Source organism: Candidatus Zixiibacteriota bacterium, assembly GCA_034003725.1.
Lineage (GTDB): Bacteria > Zixibacteria > MSB-5A5 > GN15 > FEB-12 > WJMS01.
In genome coordinates this window covers 74,226-90,594 of record JAVEYB010000006.1, presented here as the reverse complement: position 1 = coordinate 90,594, position 16,369 = coordinate 74,226, and the positions used below count along the sequence as shown (strand labels likewise).

22 protein-coding genes are annotated in these 16,369 nt (G+C 59.2%); 19 read left to right on the top strand and 3 right to left on the bottom strand.

What is annotated here, in order from left to right:
• The first annotated feature begins 105 nt into the window (after positions 1-105).
• The 5 genes from RBT76_08685 (at position 106) to msrB (ending at position 4,780) form a co-directional block, all read left to right on the top strand.
• Positions 106-855, top strand: coding sequence for a peroxiredoxin-like family protein (locus RBT76_08685; protein ID MDX9857851.1), 750 nt, complete (start codon positions 106-108; stop codon positions 853-855).
• Positions 856-993: 138 nt separating this feature from the next.
• Positions 994-1,731, top strand: a complete 738-nt coding sequence (locus RBT76_08680; protein MDX9857850.1) for a glycerophosphodiester phosphodiesterase — start codon at positions 994-996, stop codon at positions 1,729-1,731.
• Between the two features lie 95 nt (positions 1,732-1,826).
• Entirely contained in the window at positions 1,827-2,240 is a 414-nt protein-coding gene (locus RBT76_08675; GenBank protein MDX9857849.1) for a hypothetical protein, read from the top strand.
• 141 nt (positions 2,241-2,381) lie between these two features.
• A complete protein-coding gene (locus tag RBT76_08670) occupies positions 2,382-3,695 on the top strand; it encodes a PAS domain-containing protein (protein ID MDX9857848.1) in 1,314 nt (437 codons plus the stop codon).
• 659 nt (positions 3,696-4,354) lie between these two features.
• Positions 4,355-4,780, top strand: a complete 426-nt coding sequence (gene msrB / locus RBT76_08665) for a peptide-methionine (R)-S-oxide reductase MsrB (GenBank protein MDX9857847.1) — start codon at positions 4,355-4,357, stop codon at positions 4,778-4,780.
• A 105-nt stretch (positions 4,781-4,885) separates the two neighbouring features.
• On the opposite strand, the gene RBT76_08660 is transcribed toward msrB, so the two are convergent.
• The 3 genes from RBT76_08660 to RBT76_08650 all read right to left on the bottom strand — a co-directional run bounded on the left by RBT76_08660 (position 4,886) and on the right by RBT76_08650 (position 6,266).
• On the bottom strand, positions 4,886-5,110 hold the full coding sequence (locus tag RBT76_08660; GenBank protein MDX9857846.1) for a (2Fe-2S)-binding protein: 225 nt from the start codon (positions 5,108-5,110) through the stop codon (positions 4,886-4,888).
• A gap of 85 nt (positions 5,111-5,195) precedes the next feature.
• On the bottom strand, positions 5,196-5,720 hold the full coding sequence (locus RBT76_08655; GenBank protein MDX9857845.1) for a hypothetical protein: 525 nt from the start codon (positions 5,718-5,720) through the stop codon (positions 5,196-5,198).
• A gap of 48 nt (positions 5,721-5,768) precedes the next feature.
• Complete coding sequence (locus tag RBT76_08650) at positions 5,769-6,266, bottom strand: hypothetical protein (protein MDX9857844.1); 498 nt, start codon at positions 6,264-6,266, stop codon at positions 5,769-5,771.
• Positions 6,267-6,410: 144 nt separating this feature from the next.
• Between RBT76_08650 and RBT76_08645 the strand changes: the two genes are divergently transcribed.
• The 14 genes from RBT76_08645 to RBT76_08580 all read left to right on the top strand — a co-directional run bounded on the left by RBT76_08645 (position 6,411) and on the right by RBT76_08580 (position 16,368).
• Positions 6,411-6,860: a DUF3995 domain-containing protein gene (locus RBT76_08645; GenBank protein MDX9857843.1), complete on the top strand. Its 450-nt coding sequence runs from the start codon at positions 6,411-6,413 to the stop codon at positions 6,858-6,860.
• Positions 6,861-6,870: 10 nt separating this feature from the next.
• Positions 6,871-7,401, top strand: coding sequence for a 2'-5' RNA ligase family protein (locus tag RBT76_08640; protein MDX9857842.1), 531 nt, complete (start codon positions 6,871-6,873; stop codon positions 7,399-7,401).
• A gap of 23 nt (positions 7,402-7,424) precedes the next feature.
• A complete protein-coding gene (locus tag RBT76_08635) occupies positions 7,425-7,775 on the top strand; it encodes a n-acetylglutamate synthase (GenBank protein ID MDX9857841.1) in 351 nt (116 codons plus the stop codon).
• Between the two features lie 15 nt (positions 7,776-7,790).
• Positions 7,791-8,435, top strand: a complete 645-nt coding sequence (locus tag RBT76_08630; protein MDX9857840.1) for an HAD family phosphatase — start codon at positions 7,791-7,793, stop codon at positions 8,433-8,435.
• 52 nt (positions 8,436-8,487) lie between these two features.
• The gene (locus tag RBT76_08625) at positions 8,488-9,261 is read left to right on the top strand and encodes a sulfite exporter TauE/SafE family protein (protein MDX9857839.1); all 774 of its coding nucleotides are present in this window, start codon (positions 8,488-8,490) and stop codon (positions 9,259-9,261) included.
• Positions 9,262-9,364: 103 nt separating this feature from the next.
• The gene (locus tag RBT76_08620; GenBank protein ID MDX9857838.1) at positions 9,365-9,778 is read left to right on the top strand and encodes a DUF4440 domain-containing protein; all 414 of its coding nucleotides are present in this window, start codon (positions 9,365-9,367) and stop codon (positions 9,776-9,778) included.
• Between the two features lie 3 nt (positions 9,779-9,781).
• On the top strand, positions 9,782-10,282 hold the full coding sequence (locus tag RBT76_08615; protein ID MDX9857837.1) for a GNAT family N-acetyltransferase: 501 nt from the start codon (positions 9,782-9,784) through the stop codon (positions 10,280-10,282).
• Positions 10,283-10,716: 434 nt separating this feature from the next.
• Positions 10,717-11,052, top strand: a complete 336-nt coding sequence (locus RBT76_08610) for an RNA-binding protein (protein MDX9857836.1) — start codon at positions 10,717-10,719, stop codon at positions 11,050-11,052.
• Between the two features lie 243 nt (positions 11,053-11,295).
• Positions 11,296-11,625 carry an RNA-binding protein gene (locus RBT76_08605; GenBank protein ID MDX9857835.1) on the top strand — a complete coding sequence of 110 codons (330 nt, stop codon included), beginning with the start codon at positions 11,296-11,298 and terminating at the stop codon, positions 11,623-11,625.
• Between the two features lie 195 nt (positions 11,626-11,820).
• On the top strand, positions 11,821-12,234 hold the full coding sequence (locus RBT76_08600) for a Fur family transcriptional regulator (GenBank protein MDX9857834.1): 414 nt from the start codon (positions 11,821-11,823) through the stop codon (positions 12,232-12,234).
• 78 nt (positions 12,235-12,312) lie between these two features.
• On the top strand, positions 12,313-12,801 hold the full coding sequence (locus RBT76_08595; GenBank protein ID MDX9857833.1) for a DNA starvation/stationary phase protection protein: 489 nt from the start codon (positions 12,313-12,315) through the stop codon (positions 12,799-12,801).
• Positions 12,802-12,987: 186 nt separating this feature from the next.
• Complete coding sequence (locus RBT76_08590) at positions 12,988-14,148, top strand: hypothetical protein (protein MDX9857832.1); 1,161 nt, start codon at positions 12,988-12,990, stop codon at positions 14,146-14,148.
• Between the two features lie 10 nt (positions 14,149-14,158).
• Positions 14,159-14,608: a hypothetical protein gene (locus RBT76_08585; protein ID MDX9857831.1), complete on the top strand. Its 450-nt coding sequence runs from the start codon at positions 14,159-14,161 to the stop codon at positions 14,606-14,608.
• Positions 14,609-14,661: 53 nt separating this feature from the next.
• Positions 14,662-16,368, top strand: a complete 1,707-nt coding sequence (locus tag RBT76_08580; protein MDX9857830.1) for an ATP-binding protein — start codon at positions 14,662-14,664, stop codon at positions 16,366-16,368.
• Position 16,369 lies beyond the last annotated feature (1 nt).

Genomic DNA, 16,369 nt, shown 5'->3' with positions numbered 1-16,369 from the left:
CGGACGATGTTACATCAGGCAGGGGAAGAACCTTCACGGAAAGGAATCACTATGATCAGCAGGGAAGCCCATTCTGTAACGAGGACTCTGGTCGGGATACTGCTTATGGCAGTGTTATGCCTCGTCCAGATCGGATGCGGCGGTGACACGCAGCAGTCGCAGGAGAAGTCGCAGCCGTCGCCACAGCCGCCTCTTTCCCAGCCATCGCTTCAGGCCGACCTCGATGGGATGAAGATGCAGTTTTCCGAGACCGCGCCTCCCGAAATGGTGAACACGCTTGAACGCGGCGTGATCGAGGTGGCGGAGTCAGGCGTGTTGGAGACTGCGCTGACCGAAGGGGACATGGCGCCCATGTTTTCCCTGCCGAATGCCGTGGGCAACCCTGTTTCACTCGATTCCCTGCTGGGCAGCGGACCGGTCGTCCTGGTCTGGTATCGGGGCGGATGGTGCCCATACTGCAATCTTCAGTTGAATGCCATGCAGGACATCCTGCCTCGCATTCGCGAGCTGGGCGCAACGCTGGTGGCGATCAGCCCGGAACTCCCCGACAGCTCGTTGAGCACGAAGCAGAAGTCGTCGCTGGAGTATGTGGTGCTGTCTGACCGGGGCAATGCGGTCGCCCGGCAATTCGGGATCGTCTATACGATTCCTGCGGGAGTTAAGGATGCTTTTGCCGGCCGGCTCGACCTTCCGGCGTACAACGGCGATGCGTCGTGGGAACTCCCACTTGCGGTCACGTACGTTGTCGATGTCGAGGGCGTCATTCGTTACGCGTTCGTGGACCCCGATTATCGCAGGCGTGCCGAACCGGCGGAAATCATTATGGCTTTGGAGCGGCTTTCCGGCGGCGCCTGATTCTACGCGCCGCTCGTATAGCGCCCGGCAATGGCGGGCGCCGGGCTCGAAGGTAGTGCTGGAATCGCACGTCGGTTCTGCGTATGATGGGGCTGTCACGGGAGGATTCTGCGGCAGTCAGTGCCCGGACAGCACGGCATGATTTCATTTCGTTCACTTGAACGGCGGACTTTCCCGCTGGTTATCGCCCACCGGGGAGCGTCGGAACAGGCGCGCGAGAATACGCTCGAGTCTTTCGAGCGAGCCATCGCTATCGGCGCCGACGCAATAGAGTGCGATATCCGGCGAACCGCATGCGGAACAATTGTCGTACACCACGACCCGGCGGTGGATGGATCCCCGATCCCGATCGCGCTGCAGAGCTATCGGGAAGTATGCGGGCTCGCCGCCGGCGCGGGATACGAGATTCCGACGCTCGAGCAAACGGTGGCCTTGTGTGCCGGGCGTATCGCGCTCGATATCGAACTCAAGGAGAGCGGTTATGAAGAGGCGGTGGTGGCGCAGGTGTTGGACCGATACAGCGCCGACCACGCGATCTTCAAGTCCTTCCGGGATTCCACGGTAGCCCGCGTGAGACAAATCGACTCCGCGCTGCAGGCGGGGTTGTTGATCGGGGCTCCGAGGTCGGTTGCCTTGCGATCGCGGGTGCGCGATCTCACTATCGAGCGTCGCCTTGCGCACTGCGGCGCAACATTTGTAGCCCCTCACTGGGGGAGGCTGCGTTTCGGGTTTGTCCGCAAGATGCGTTCGCTCGCGTTGCCGATAATCGTCTGGACCGTGGACCGTCCGGCCATGGCCCGGCTGCTCGCCCGCAAGGGCGTCGCAGGGATTGTCACCAACGTGCCGGACCGTATTCTCACCGTCGTTCGTCCATAACGGCGGGCTCTTCCAGTAATTGCGCATCCGATTGGACCGGCGTATACTGACGTCGCGTTCCCGTCAATCTCTCAACCAATACACAGGAGGCTTACATGCGCAAGCTTGTTCTGCTCGTCTGCATGTCGGCACTGAGTCTCTTCTTCGTAAGGTCTGCGTCGGCGCAGTCCGGCCTCATTCCATCCTGGGAAGACAGCTCGAAACGGTTTGGCTTCCAGCCGATCTCGAACGAATTGTCCGTCTACGCAAACGTCGATGACAGCGGCGCCAACCGGGGTCACACGCTGCAGCTGGTTCTCATAAACTCGTTCAAGGTGCTGACTTCGTTCACTATCGAATTCACGGCCGATTACAACTACGACCTGACACCGGGTCTCGATGAAGACCACTACGTGGAACTATCGTTTGTCAAGCCGGTGACATCGTTTGTCAGCGTGAACTATCAGCGCGTCATTTCGACATTCGAACCGGAGTCGATCAATCAGTTCGGCGTCCGGTTGGTGTTCTGATTCGACGCGGAGTCGTTAATCAGATTGACCTCGCCGGGCTTGTGGACTATAGTTACTTGCGGGTGGACGCGGGTTGCCGCGAACGACCGGTATCGCACCCCATCTTCGGCAAGGCAAGTGTAGCCGAAAGAGAGCCACGACATGGATCACGAGCACCGGAAACCGGGAGGGGATCGCAGTCCTCGATCGGCTGAGGAGTATCGCCGTCGTGAAGGGGAGATGCGTTTTCGCCTGATGGCCGAGCAGGCGATTGATATGATGTCGCACCACGCTCCCGATGGGTCGTACCTGTATGTCTCGCCGGCCTGCCGACAACTGCTCGGGTATGAGCCCGAGGAAATGGTCGGCACGGACCCGTACAGTTACATTCATCCCGAAGACATCAAAAACGTCCGGACGAGCCACGATACGATACTTACGCGGCCGACCGTGTACACGGTGCAGTATCGAATCCGTCGGAAGGACGGCACCTACATCTGGTACGAGACGAACTCCACGGTGGTGTGCGACAACAGCAGCGGGGAGTCGGGGGAGATCATTTGCGTATCGCGCGACATCACCCTCCGCAAAAGATACGAACAGGCCCTGAAAGACAGTGAAACGCGTCTGAAGGCGGCGCAGGTACTCGGCAAAATCGGTCACTGGGAACTGCTCCTGGCCACCGGTGTCATGACGTGGTCCGACGAGGTCTTTCACCTGTTCGAGCGGCGACCGGAACTCGGCGCGCCATCGTTGGAACAGCATATCGCCTGTCATCATCCGGAAGACGCGGCCCTGCTGCGCCGCAGTCTGCGGGAAGCGACCGAGCACGGACGCGAGTGCCAGCTCGACCTTCGCGTCAATCTGCCGTCGGGCCGCACTGCGTATCACGCCGCTTTGATTAAGGTGGCACGGGATGAGGCGGGAAGAATAGTCCGCTTGTTCGGGATCATACAGGACATTACCAACCGAAAGAAGACCGAGCAGGCTTTGGCCGACGCCAATCGAGCGCTGGAAGAAGATCAGGAAGCGCTGCGGCGCAAGAACACCGCTCTTCGTGAGGTGCTCGACCAGATCGACAGTGAGCGCCGGGGAATCGCTGAGCACATTCGCGCCAATGTCGATCGTATGGTGCTACCCTTACTGGCCGATCTGGAACGCCGTCTGGAGCCGTCCGACCTGAATCTAGTCGCTACCATCCGGCAGTCCCTTCAAGAATTGACCTCCCCTTTCCTGCAGCGACTCAGAGGATTGTCCGCATCGCTTTCTCCCCGAGAGCTTGAAATCTGCCATATGATCAAGAACGGGTTGTCCTCAAAGGACATCGCCGCCGCCCTGCATACCTCCGAAGGAACCGTGCGCAATCAACGAAAGAGCATCAGGCGGAAGCTCGGAATAGACAACGAAGAGATCAACCTTCGTCTGTATCTGCAGCAGCTTTCCGAAGGAGAAGCGACCACTTCAGGGTCCGAGTAGAATCCGTAAGTTGCTGTTGCGCAATATAATACGTTTTGATAAGCGACTACGACCGATACGATGGGATAGCTATAGTATCCCATACGTGTATCACGGTCGTCTCTTGTATAATTGCCTGAGTTGGTCGATGTTCTTAGCGGAGGCCCGCAATGCCGCCCTTGCTACCGGACACCGCGCCTGCGCGGCGTCGAGATGCCGCCACGGATTCCGTCGGCATCTCTCGCGGGTTCTCCGTCGGGAAACTGGACATCAGTGAGTACAACTTTCGCGATTCCCCGACTTGACTGAACAACCGACACCGGCTCCGGCCTCGCCCCCGGCTGGACGGAAAGACACCTACAGCATTCAGTCTGTGACGGCGGGACTTAACAAGTCCCGCCGTTTTTTCTTGGACCATGCCACAACGGCAAGAACGGCGTGAGTATGACGCGAGTCGGTCAGTGGAACCCCGAATGCGTATCGATGGTTGAAAGGATGCACCGAGCTCAGCCGGACGCATAACTATGGACGTTCAAAAGTACATCACGGACCTTCGCGTTGTACGGCCGTTGATTCTCGCCGTCGCGACGTGTGGCCTCTTGTTGACCCCGCCTTTATCAGGCGAGGGCACGGCGGAGCGTGCGGCGGCCCGGCCCGGCGCCGGGCAGGGAGACACAACTATGAGTGAGAAAGTAATCAAGAGCGACGCTGAGTGGCGAGCCCGGTTGACCGCCGAGCAGTTCCGTATCCTGCGGGAGAAGGGGACGGAGCGCGCGTTTTCCGGCGTGTTCGATGAGTTTTTCGAAGATGGCGTCTACACGTGCGCCGGATGCGGCGCCGTGTTGTTTACCTCGGAGACCAAGTACAATTCGGGATGCGGCTGGCCGGCGTTTTTCGACGCCGCCGGCAGCGCCGCCATTGATACCCAGTCAGATTCCTCGTACGGGATGAATCGCACGGAGATTTTGTGCAGCCGCTGCGGAGGACACCTCGGGCATGTATTCGAGGACGGTCCCAAGCCGACCGGACTGCGCTATTGTGTGAACTCCGCTGCGCTGAAGTTCAAGAGTTCGACGGAGAGTGATTCGAGCGGCGAGCAGAAGTGATTCCCCAACCTGCACGGGCGATTCACGCGCCCCGTTGCAGTTTATCATAGAGAAGACGGCGGAACCGTATGGCTCCGCCGTCTTCGTCTGAAAAATCCCGAGTGCTTACGACCCCTGGGCAAGCCACCGGGCAGCCTCGTCCTCATCCATCACCGCGAAGACCGTCTCACCGGTGACCAGCATCTTGATGACGTACGGGTGGCACCGACAGCAGTTGCGGCCGAAGGTGACGTGTTGCTGCAACTCGCCAATGGTCCGAGCCTTTGTTTTTCGTGCGATCTTCCGCAGATCAACGAAGGACTGGTTGAAACACACACAACGCGTGACCACCGGCTATTGCCTACCTTCTTCTTCTCGATGCAAATTCAGACTCACGCCGCTCAACCGTGGATCGCGCGCGATGTTCCCGGCGGCGTTACCGCATGACCGAGCGGATCTCTTCCTCAGTCAGCGTTCGCAGTGAGGTGCGGTATCCGTAGTAAGCGGCCAGCGCATAAAAAATTAGATCGAAGACGTTGAACGACTCGACCATCAACTCCCAGGCGATGTCGGGTGTGAGCTCTCCGAGGACGCTCATGAAACTGATGCCGTTTTGATCGGCGATTATAACGCATACGGTCATGAGGTTGCCGGCGGCACATCCGAGCAGGGACAGGATGCCGCCGACCATGCCAAACGCCCTGTCGACTCCGTTGCCGAGGCGACGTACGGTGAAGCCGACAAGAAAGCCGACACCGATTGCGATAACACCGAGCTGATAGTTGGTGAAGTAGGTAATTGCGGCCCAGATGGCGGTGCCGATGAGCGATGCTGCCAGGCCCCCGATGACCGCCAGCGAGAGATTCTGGTTGTCCCGGATCTGGTTCATCAGCATCTGGAGCCGCATCTGATCGATCTGACCGGTCTGCGGCGCCGGTTTTTGGTAAGGCTGTTCGTCCATGACACGCGCTCCCCGTTACGAGTATGTGAAACCCTCGCTGCGCACGGGTTAGGATGGTTCAGACCCCTGCAGCAGCCGTCGTACGTATTCAGTTTCGCGCAGACAGCTTCGATAGTCAAGATAATGCATCCCGACGAGAACGGCGGCAAACAGACCCATCCAGAGCCATCCGGCGATCGGCATGGTCTCGGCCGCGGAGATCATGGTAATGAGCAAAAAGAGCCAGGCGCTCCAGAAGCCGAGCCGGAAGTTGACCGTTCGCCCGTGCATGCCCGCTCGAATCGTAATGCTGACCCCGCCCACCGACGGTGGCAGTTGCTCTATCGATCCTGCCAGGACAACCCAGCCGTAGTATGACGGGCTGCGGCGGTCGATCAGATGAAAGGACGATTCATCGAGGCGACCGTCAAAACGGGGCCGGGCGCCCCCCTCGAGCGAGGCCTCCACGACATCTGCCTGCCGGGTAACTTCACCCAGTTTTCGCCGGACTTCGATCGGTCCGAGCGGCGATGTAAATGTCATATGCGCTTGAAACGAGAGACGCATTTCAGGATGCTCCGTGCTCCCGTCAAAGTTGCACATTTGAGCGCGCGCGTCAATGGCGAACTGCACGCCCGGGTACGGGACGGACTTGACACCCGGCAACGAATAAGACTTCTTTCGAGGAATCGTACTTGCACGGGAGACAGGATGTTAGCCGCCATACTTGCCGTCATCGACAGCGTCATTCTGATCGCCGCGGGTATCCTGCATGTGTACTGGGCCTCCGGCGGCGCGTGGGGATATCCTCAGTCGAACGGCGAATTCCCGGAAGCGGGCGAGACCCTGCTCGGGGATCCCGCATTTCGCCGAAAGCGGGTGATCATGCGGTCTATCGGTTTGGTGTGTTTCATCGCGGCCGGGCTTGTACTCGCGCGAGTGGGTATCGTGACACTGCCGGTGCAGGGGCGATTTGTCGAATACTCCCTTTGGGCCCTGGCGGGGCTGTTCCTGCTGCGGGCACTGGGCGATTTCCGTTACACCGGGCTGACGCGGCGCGTTCATGGCACGGTCTATGCGCGATGGGACGCGCGGTTGTTTACACCGCTGTCTCTTCTGCTCAGCATCACGATATTCGTACTCAACCTCATCGCTTCGTGAGTTCTGGAACATGGCGCTGCTCGCTCTGACATACCCCGACCTGAAGGAAGCCGACTATGACTGGATACAATCCATTCGCGAGAAGTACGACCAGCCCGACTACCAGATGATCGGCCCGCATTTTACGCTTGTGTTCCCGGTGGACGGTGTCGACAGGAGTACCTTTACCGAGCACGTGCGTACCGTTTCACGCCGGAGCGTCGCATTTCCGTTCGAACTTCGCTGCGCCGTGGTGGTCTACGGCAGGTACAACGACAAGTGGCACGTGTTTCTTTCGCCCGATCAGGGCTATAGCGGACTTGTGCGACTTCACCGGGATCTGTATACGGGACCGCTTGCGGACAAGGAACGGTTCGACGAGCCGTATGTACCGCACGTGACGGTGGGAAAGTTCGACACGCGGGAGGCGGCGGGCGAGACCGCCGAGCGGCTCGACACCCGGCGATTCCGTATCGAGGGGAAAGTACGCACAATCGACATAGTGGATTATACCGACGGTCACACGACATCGGTGGACAGGTTTGAATTGCGTCCCGAATGAACACACTGAAGGGATTTGATTCCATGAGCGACTTCAACTTCGACAGCCGGCTTTTTCGCGGTGTGGAAAACTACGATGACGGGGATCTGACAGGGGAGGTGTTGTTCGAATACCATCAGCGCGATAACGTCGTGTGGGGAGAGTTTCACGGCGGACGAATCGCGAAGGGCAACCTCGTGGCACATATGCGCGACGACGGGACACTCGACATGCTTTGGCAGTATGTGAATATCGATGCCCACCTCGTCGGCGGCATTTGCATCTCGCGGCCCGAAGTGCTTGCGGACGGCCGGTATCGTGTCCGTGAATCCTGGAGCATTACGGTGGGCGGCGACGCCATGGGAACATCGGCGATTGAAGAAGTACGAGAGTGAACGGAGCGGCTCGTCTTGATACGTGCGGTGATATTCGATCTCGACGGACTGCTGAGCGACACGGAGCGGCTTCATGTCGAAGCCTATCGCCGGGTGTTTGCCCGTTATGGTCTTTCGTTATCCGAGAGTGAGTATGCGGAACACTGGATTCGCGCCGGCTACGGTATTGCCGAATACATTGCCTCGAAGAATCTGCCACTGGAGCCGGCGATTATCCGCGAGCAGAAGACCGAGGTGTATCATGACCTGGTTCGAAACGGCGCACAGCCCATGCCGGGCGCGCGGGAGTTGGTTGAACGTCTCAGAAAAACGATGCGATTAGCGGTCGCGTCCTCGTCGTACCGGCGCGACGTGCACTGTGTCCTGGATTCGCTGCGCCTGACCGACCGATTCGACCTGATCGCCGCACGCGAGGACGCGTCCCGGTTGAAACCGGCGCCCGATGTATTCCTGTTTGTGGCCGGGCGGCTGGGACTGCCTGCAGGTGAGTGCCTCGTGCTCGAAGACGCGGAGAAAGGCGTTCGGGCCGCTCACGCGGCGGGGATGGCGTGTATTGCGGTGCCCGACCGGTTTACCAGAGATAATGACTTCTCGCTAGCTCACGGCGTCGTATCTTCGCTGACGGACATTACGCCCGCCCTGCTGGAGAATCTCGGGTGAGGTGATCCGGCGTATGGCGGTTGCACGACTAACATTGTGAGTGAGTGACGGCGTGGACTGGTACATTTATCCCCTCGTGATCGCCGCTGGATTCGCCTGCGGATTCATCAACACGCTGGCGGGCAGCGGATCGCTGATAACGCTTCCGCTTTTGATATTCCTCGGGCTTCCGGCCAACGTGGCCAACGGCACCAACCGGGTGGCGATCCTTCTGCAGACCGCCGTGGGCACCTGGAGTTTCCACCAGCAGGGCGTGCTTCATCTGAAGCGTGGCCTCATCCTTGCCCTTCCCGCGATCGTTGGAGCCGTACTGGGCGCTCAGGTGGCTGTCAATCTCGATGAGCGGATGCTGCGCCACGCCATCGGCGTGCTCATGCTGGTTATGTTTGTTATCCTGCTGGTTCGCCCGAAACGATGGCTGCAGGGCCATCAGGGACTAACCGACAAGCCGGTGAGCGTAGTGCAACTGCTTGTGTTTTTCGCCATTGGCTTCTATGGCGGGTTTATCCAGGCCGGAGTCGGGCTTTTTCTGCTGGCCGGACTGGTGCTCGGAGCGGGTTTCGATCTGGTCAAGGCCAATGCCGTTAAGGTCCTGATCAATCTTGTGTTCACTGTCTTTGCGCTTGGCGTGTTCCTGCTGAACGATCAGGTCGACTGGTTCGTCGGTCTGATACTGGCGGCGGGCAACATGCTGGGGGCCTGGGTGGCCGCGCGCATGGCGGTCCAGCGCGGCGCCGCTTTCGTGCGCTGGTTGTTGATCGCGGTCGTACTGCTCTCCGCCGCCGTACTGCTGGGCGTGCCTGAGTTAATCAAGAGGCTGCTGTAAAAACGGATGGAAGGTGGACTGTTCGATGAACTGGAGACGTCACATACCAACTAACGCGGCGACAGTCATGGTTGTACTGTCGCTTCTTGCAGGGTGCAGTCAAATGGTTGATACGGAAAAAGCCAAACAGGAGCTGTTGTCCGCCGATCGGACCTTCTCGGCCCTCTCGGTGGAGAAAGGCATGCGCGCGGCGTTCGGTGCGTATATGGCCGACGATGTCGTTATCTATCGCGGAGGGGCGGCGCCCATCGAAGGCCGGACTGTCGCTTTGCCGCTGTATCCCGACAACCCTGAGCTTGTACTTCAGTGGGAGCCGTGGTTTGCCGATGTCGCGGCGTCCGGCGATATTGGCTACACCCTCGGGTCGTACACGATGAGCGCGCCCGACTCGACCGGCGTGAAGCAGGAGTCAACCGGCAATTATGTTTCCATCTGGAAACGCCAGGCCGACGGAAGCTGGAAATTCGTCTTCGACACGGGGCATCCGGGGCCCCGACGCCACGTTTCCGGGCAGTGACACATGCCGGTCCCAATACTCGATGCCCACGATTTTTTCCTTCGGGGATACGTACGCGACGACTTCGCGGACTTCGCTGCATTGATGAGTGATCCCCAGGTAACCCTGCATACGGGCGGCCCCATGCCGGTCGCGTCGATAGCGCGTCTGTTCGAGTCGTTCCTCGTCTGCGAGATGAACGGTCCGTTGCAGTCGTGGGCCGTCGTGCACCGGGTGCGACAAGAATACCTCGGCCATGCCGCGATATCCGAGTCGTCACACGCAAGCGAACGCGAGATGTTTATTGCGTTGTTCCCTCGTTTCTGGCGCAAAGGATCGGGACGTCAAATCGGCTCGTGTTTGATTGACGTGACTCGAAAGCACAATCCGGGTGTGAGACTAACCGCCACGGTTGACCCGGATCATGAGGCCGCCGTTCGGCTTCTGGAGAAACTGGGGATGCGTATTGATCGATGGGAGCAGGACGCGCACGGGCGATACCCGGTATATGCGATCGTGTGTTGATTCCGTTGGCGACTGATGGATCGCCCGTAAGAGCTTGTCGCAAAGCCTGTTACAGCCTGCTAAAGCGATTTTGGTCCGGGCTGGCGTCTTCGCGGGCACTCAACGGCGGCAGCGTACGTTTAACGGGAACGTATTGACCGCGGGCTTACTGGGAGCTGGACCGACCGTTGCGGGCTCCCGCCCAGCCTACCGTGGTACAGAGGGTTATGCAAAAAAGTGTTGACTTGGGTTGGTTCTGCCGATATCATAGAGCATGATCTTAACCCGTCTTTATTAGGTCAAGTGTCAGGACGATTTTTCTGCCAGTATCTTTCATTTCGACATGTTAATCCAGACATATAGGCGCAGTCGTGCGCACAGTGTGATGTTTTCTGCATTTCGCATTCGTCGGGGGTACGTCTGCCGTGCAGGGCAATCTGTTAGTGGAGAGTCAGATGAATATCTACGTGGGTAATCTGTCGTATAACGCGACAGAAGACGATGTTCGCCAGGCGTTCGAGGCCTTCGGGACCGTGACGCGGGTAAATCTCATCACCGATCGCATGACCGGTAAACCGCGCGGATTCGGTTTCGTTGAAATGGCCAACGACGACGAGGCTCGGGCGGCACTGGACGCTTTGCACGGTGCAGATCTGAACGGTCGCGCGTTGACCGTGAATGAGGCCCGGCCCCGGCCGGAGCGCGGCGGCGGCGGCCGTCGAGGCGGCTCCGGAGGTGGCGGCGGCTATCGAAGCGGTGGTGGCGGCGGTCGCGATCGCGAGAGCTGGTAACGTCCGATTCTCCAGATTGGAAAGAAGTCAAAACACAAACGCAGTGGCGACACTGCATGGTAACGATAACGGTATCCTGCCGCACGGTCTGCCGCGAGGTTCGAGAAGTATCCCTGCGACCCCGCCTGATCCGGACGCCGGATACGCAAACGCGCTACAAAGCGCACAGTACGTTTATCTTGTCCGATGATATGTCCACTGGTACATGGGGTCGCGAAGGGATAAACAGAACGGGAGTCTCTCATGAATATCTACGTTGGCAACCTGGCGTACGGAACCGGCGAAGAAGAGCTTCGCAACGCCTTCTCGCAGTACGGCGAGGTGTCGAGTGCGGCGGTGATCAAAGACAAGTTCACCGGCGAATCACGCGGCTTCGGCTTCGTTGAAATGCCCAGCTCCGAAGAAGCCAAGGCGGCGATCGCCGCCCTGAACGGCAAGGACGTCGGCGGCCGGACGCTTCGCGTCTCCGAAGCTCGCCCGCGCGATGACCGTGGTGATCGCGGCGGCGGCGGCCGTGGTGGTGACCGCGGTGGTCGTGGCGGCGATCGCGGTGGCCGTCGCGACAACTGGTAAACCCCGGTTTATCAGGAGCGCCAAGCTTGTAAGAACGGGGACCGGCATTTCGCCGGCCCCCGTTTTCTGTTTTCAATACGAGTCGGGAAATCGACATCGGCTGCCGGACCGGATTGCTTTTCGGAACCATTCCTATTTAATTGCTGTTTCAGCCTTTGAAAGGGCACAAGAATCATGCAGGATATGAAAGCTCATATGACCCGGTTCGAGAGCGCCTGTCGCGAGCAGGGGCTCAAGATCACCCACCAGCGGGTGGAGGTCTTCCGGGCCATCTATAAGGCCAAGGACCACCCGTCGGTTGAGGAGATCTACGACGTTGTCCACCGCCGCATTCCGTCGATATCGCTCGACACCGTCTACCGGACCGTGGATACGTTTGAGAAACTCGGACTCGTGTCCCGGTTCCAGGCGCCCGACGGCCGCTATCGGTTCGATACAAACGTCGATCTGCATCAGCATCTCGTCTGCGCTTCCTGCGGGCGGATCGAGGATATCCACTGGGAGGGCCTGGAGTCGTTGCGCGTGCCGTCGGTTCCCGGTTGGAGCGACCTGCATCTGTCGTCGGTGGAAATCAGAGGCCTGTGCGAGACATGCCGGCGGAAGAATTAAAAAAATTTGCCGATTTAATAGGAACAATTCTTAATACAGAATAGTTACTATAATAGTTTTGATCGCGTATGAGAAACAATGAAAACCAAGAAGGAGGACACCATGTCCAACAGTAACGTCACCAACGGATTAAACGCCATCCTGGCCAACGCCATCGTCGCGTACCAGAAGCTTCATCATTACCACTGGCAGGTATCGGGCGAGCGCTTTTTTGCGCTCCACGCGAAGTTCGAGGACTTCTACAACAAGTTCGCCGACATCGTTGACGATGTCGCCGAGAGGATCCTCATGATCGGCGGATCGCCGATCGGTACGTTGTCCGAAGCCGTCAAGAACGCCACGATTAAAGAGGACAGCGAGATACCGTCGGCCGATGAGATGGTCAACCGGGTCTTGAGCGATTTCGTCATCCTCCATACCCAGATGGGAAAGGCGATCGAAGAAGCGGAAAAGGCTTCCGATCGCGGCACGGCCAATCTGCTGGACGGGATGGCGGACGGGCTCGAAAAAGACATGTGGATGTTGCGGGCGTACCTGCAGAAGTCGAAGGCCGGCCGCCACGCGTAGGCCGCGTCCCAACCACGCACTGCTCTACGATTCACTTCGGCCGCCGGGCGTCTGGCCCGGCGGCTTTTGCGTTCGGCCGGCTCCGAGTGAAACGAGCGCGTTCTTTTCATTTGTCCTCCTGACGACTCCTGCGTACATTGACTCGCGAGCCGCCGCCCGTGCAGCGCGGCAACCTCTGAGGAGTCTATGTCCCTGAATACCGCCAAAGCGCTTGCTCTGTCATGTCTTCTAATCGTGTGTCTGTGGCCGAGCTCACCGGCGACGGCCGACGAGAACGGTGATCTGTATCTGTTCGGTTACTTCCAGAGCACGTTCAAGCACGAAGAGTCAAAAGACGCCAACAAGTCCAGTTCCTTTCTGTTGCAGCATCTCAATGTATTCCTGCAAAAGGAACTGGCCTCCAACTGGACGTCTTTTGTCAATTTCGAATTCACCAACAATTTCTCGGCTAACAAAAACTGGGGAACGCTCGATATTCAGGAAGCGTGGGTACGGTACCGACTGGACAACCGACTCAACGTGAAACTGGGGCTTCAGATTCCCATCTTCAACAACCTGAACGAGATCAAAAATCGCACGCCGATCCTTCCATACATCATCCGGCCGATCGCCTACGAATCCTCGCTCGAGGAGATCGTGCCGATCGACCAGTATGTACCGAACCGCGCCTACGTGCAGGCCTATGGATTCGTGCCGTACCAGGGGTACAAGCTGGACTATGCGGCCTATGTCGGCAACAGCCCGAATATCAACAGCGATCCAAACGAGGGGCAGACCGGCGTTGACACGACCGACACCTTCCTGCTCGGCGGCCGCGTGGGGTTCCGCAGGGACGAGTTGAAATTCGGGTTCTCGGCCAGCTATGACCGCAGCAATCTGCTTTACGAGATCATCCAGGAGCAGTTCGGCGAGATCGATGCCGGGCGGGAGTTGGGGCGGCTGCGGCTCGGCGCGGATCTTTCCTACCGGTCGCAGGGCTTGTTCCTCGAGGGCGAAATCATCACCGTGCAGTTCGACAACGAAGGTCCGGAAGTTGATCTCGATCTGGCATTCTATTATGCGACGGCGGGGTTCGATATCGACAGCCGCTGGACCGCGTATGTCAGCTACTGGAAAACGCAGGAAGAGTTTTTTCTCGACCTCTTCAGCGCGCAGACATTCAATCCGCTGCATGTCGATCAGCGGTTTGAACTGGAGATTCCAACCGTCGGCCTTGCCTGCAGGATCAACGACCGCATTACGGTCAAGGCGCAATGGGCACGGGTAATGGGGGAGCTTGAGGGGGAGGGATTCGAGTTATTCACGGCCAGTCACTATGTCGGAGTCGCCGTTTCGGCGTTTTTCTAGGGAGTGACTGATGAGACGACTGCTCACGATCCTGCTGATCACAACGACCATGCTCGCGGCCGAGCGTCAAGGCCAGGCCGCGGCCGATCCGGCAGACTCGGCGATTGTCGTGATCGCACACCGGTCCGCGCCCGACACGGTCCTGGACAAGAACGCCCTTCTGGACTTCTATACCGGTGACATCACGGCGTGGAGCGACGGCACCCGGGTTGTGGTGCTGGATCTGGATGACCATCAGGATCTCCGTGACCGCTTCTTCGACTATCTCGGCAAAACATCTTCGCGCATGCGGTCTATCTGGCTCAAGAACATGCTCTCCGGGGAGGGGCGTCCTCCCGACGCCCTTCGCGACGAGGAAGAGGTCGTGCGCCGAGTGCTCGCCACGCCCGGGGCGATCGGCTTCATCTCGAAGGCAAAGGTTCCGGAAAACGTAAAGGTGCTGCTCACGATCTCCGAGTGACGCACCGCCGCTTCGTTCACCATCCGCAGGTTTCGACAGGCACGACTGGCGACATGCATATCAGGCGCTTCAGGGATTATCGCATCATCACCAAACAGATGATCGGTTTCGGGCTGATCCTGTTTATCATGGTGATGCTGAACGGGTACTTCATCACGCGGGTCGGCGAACTGAAAGACGAAATCGACCGGCTGACGGTTGCGCGCATACCCCGGGTGATCGCGATTTCCGATATCAACAGCGTTACCGCGGAACTTCGCCTGACCCAGTTGCAGCTCGCGGCAGCGACCGACAACGCGGAGCGGCGCCAGCTGCAGGAACGGATGATTGCGCTGGTCGATCGGATCAACGCGAACCGCGACAGTTACGAAGACCTGCGCGACGAGTTCGGGGAGCACGACGTGTACGCTGCCGAAGAAGCTGCGTTGTACGACGAGTACGACCGCCGCTGGGACGAGTACCAGAGCCTGAGCATGGATTTCCTTGCCCTGTCGACGGTGGCGGGGAGCGACACCGCGATGGCGTTGCTGAACGGCGCCGCGCGAGACGTGTTCGCGGATGTCAGTCACGGGCTGGTGGAACTGGTGCGGGTGAACCGACAGGCTTCGGATTTGGCCAGCAACCGCGCCGCCGAGGCGTACCATCGCACGCGCGGGTTCGCCGTGATGCTGCTGATCATCTCCGTGCTGGTCTCGGGAGGCACAATCGCCGTGTTCATTCGGCTGATGACCCGGCCCGTTCGATTGCTGGCGGCAGCCGCCGGGCAGGTGGCGGCGGGTAATCTGGACGTGCGATTGCCGGTGCTCAGCGGCGACGAAATCGGGCAACTCGCGGATTCATTCAACGACATGACCGGCTCGTTGCGGCGCGCCCGCGACAAGACCGAAGAGCAGGCGCGGCAACTTCACCTGCGCCATGGGGAGCTTCAGAAGACATACGCGCAACTGGAGCAGAAGTCCGACCGTCTGGAAAAGCAGAAGAGTGAAATCGAGCAGGCCAACCGGGATCTCGAACTCGCCATGGCACAACTTCGCGAGACCCAGGAGCAGCTCCTCATGAAGGAGAAGCTGGCGTCGCTGGGCGATCTGGTTGCGGCGGTCGCGCATGAAATCAACAATCCGGTGGGGGCGATCCTGAGCTCGACCGATATTGCGCGCCGCTGCCTGGTCCGACTGGAGGAGGACGATCGCTCGAACGAGGAGCGCGCCAAGTCGATGGGCGTGCTGTCGGAGAATATCCGGGTCATGACGACCGCGTCGGAGCGGATCGCGACACTCGTGCGAAGCCTGAAAAATTTTGCCCGGCTCGATGAAGCGCAGTACCAGCGGGTTGACATTCATGAAGGGCTCGATGCCAGTCTTCACCTTCTGGGATCGGATCTCATGCAGCACATTTCCGTGCATCGGGAGTACGGCGAACTACCGCGGGTCTTGTGTTACCCGGCGCGGCTCAACCAGGTCTTTCTGAATCTGATCAAGAATGCCGCCGAATCGATCCGGGGTGACGGTGTCATCACGATCCGCACTCTGGCGGAGCAGCGCACCATTCGCATCACGATCAGCGACACCGGGCGCGGTATCCCACGCGCGAACCTCCAGCGGATCTTTGACATCGGACTCCGGGCGACCGGGGAGCGGGTGCGCATGGGTTCGGGGCTCGGGACCGCCTACCGGGTGATTCAGGAACACGGGGGCCAGATTGCGATCGACAGCGAACTGAACAAAGGGACGACCGTAACGATCACCCTCCCGGTTCGCTGAG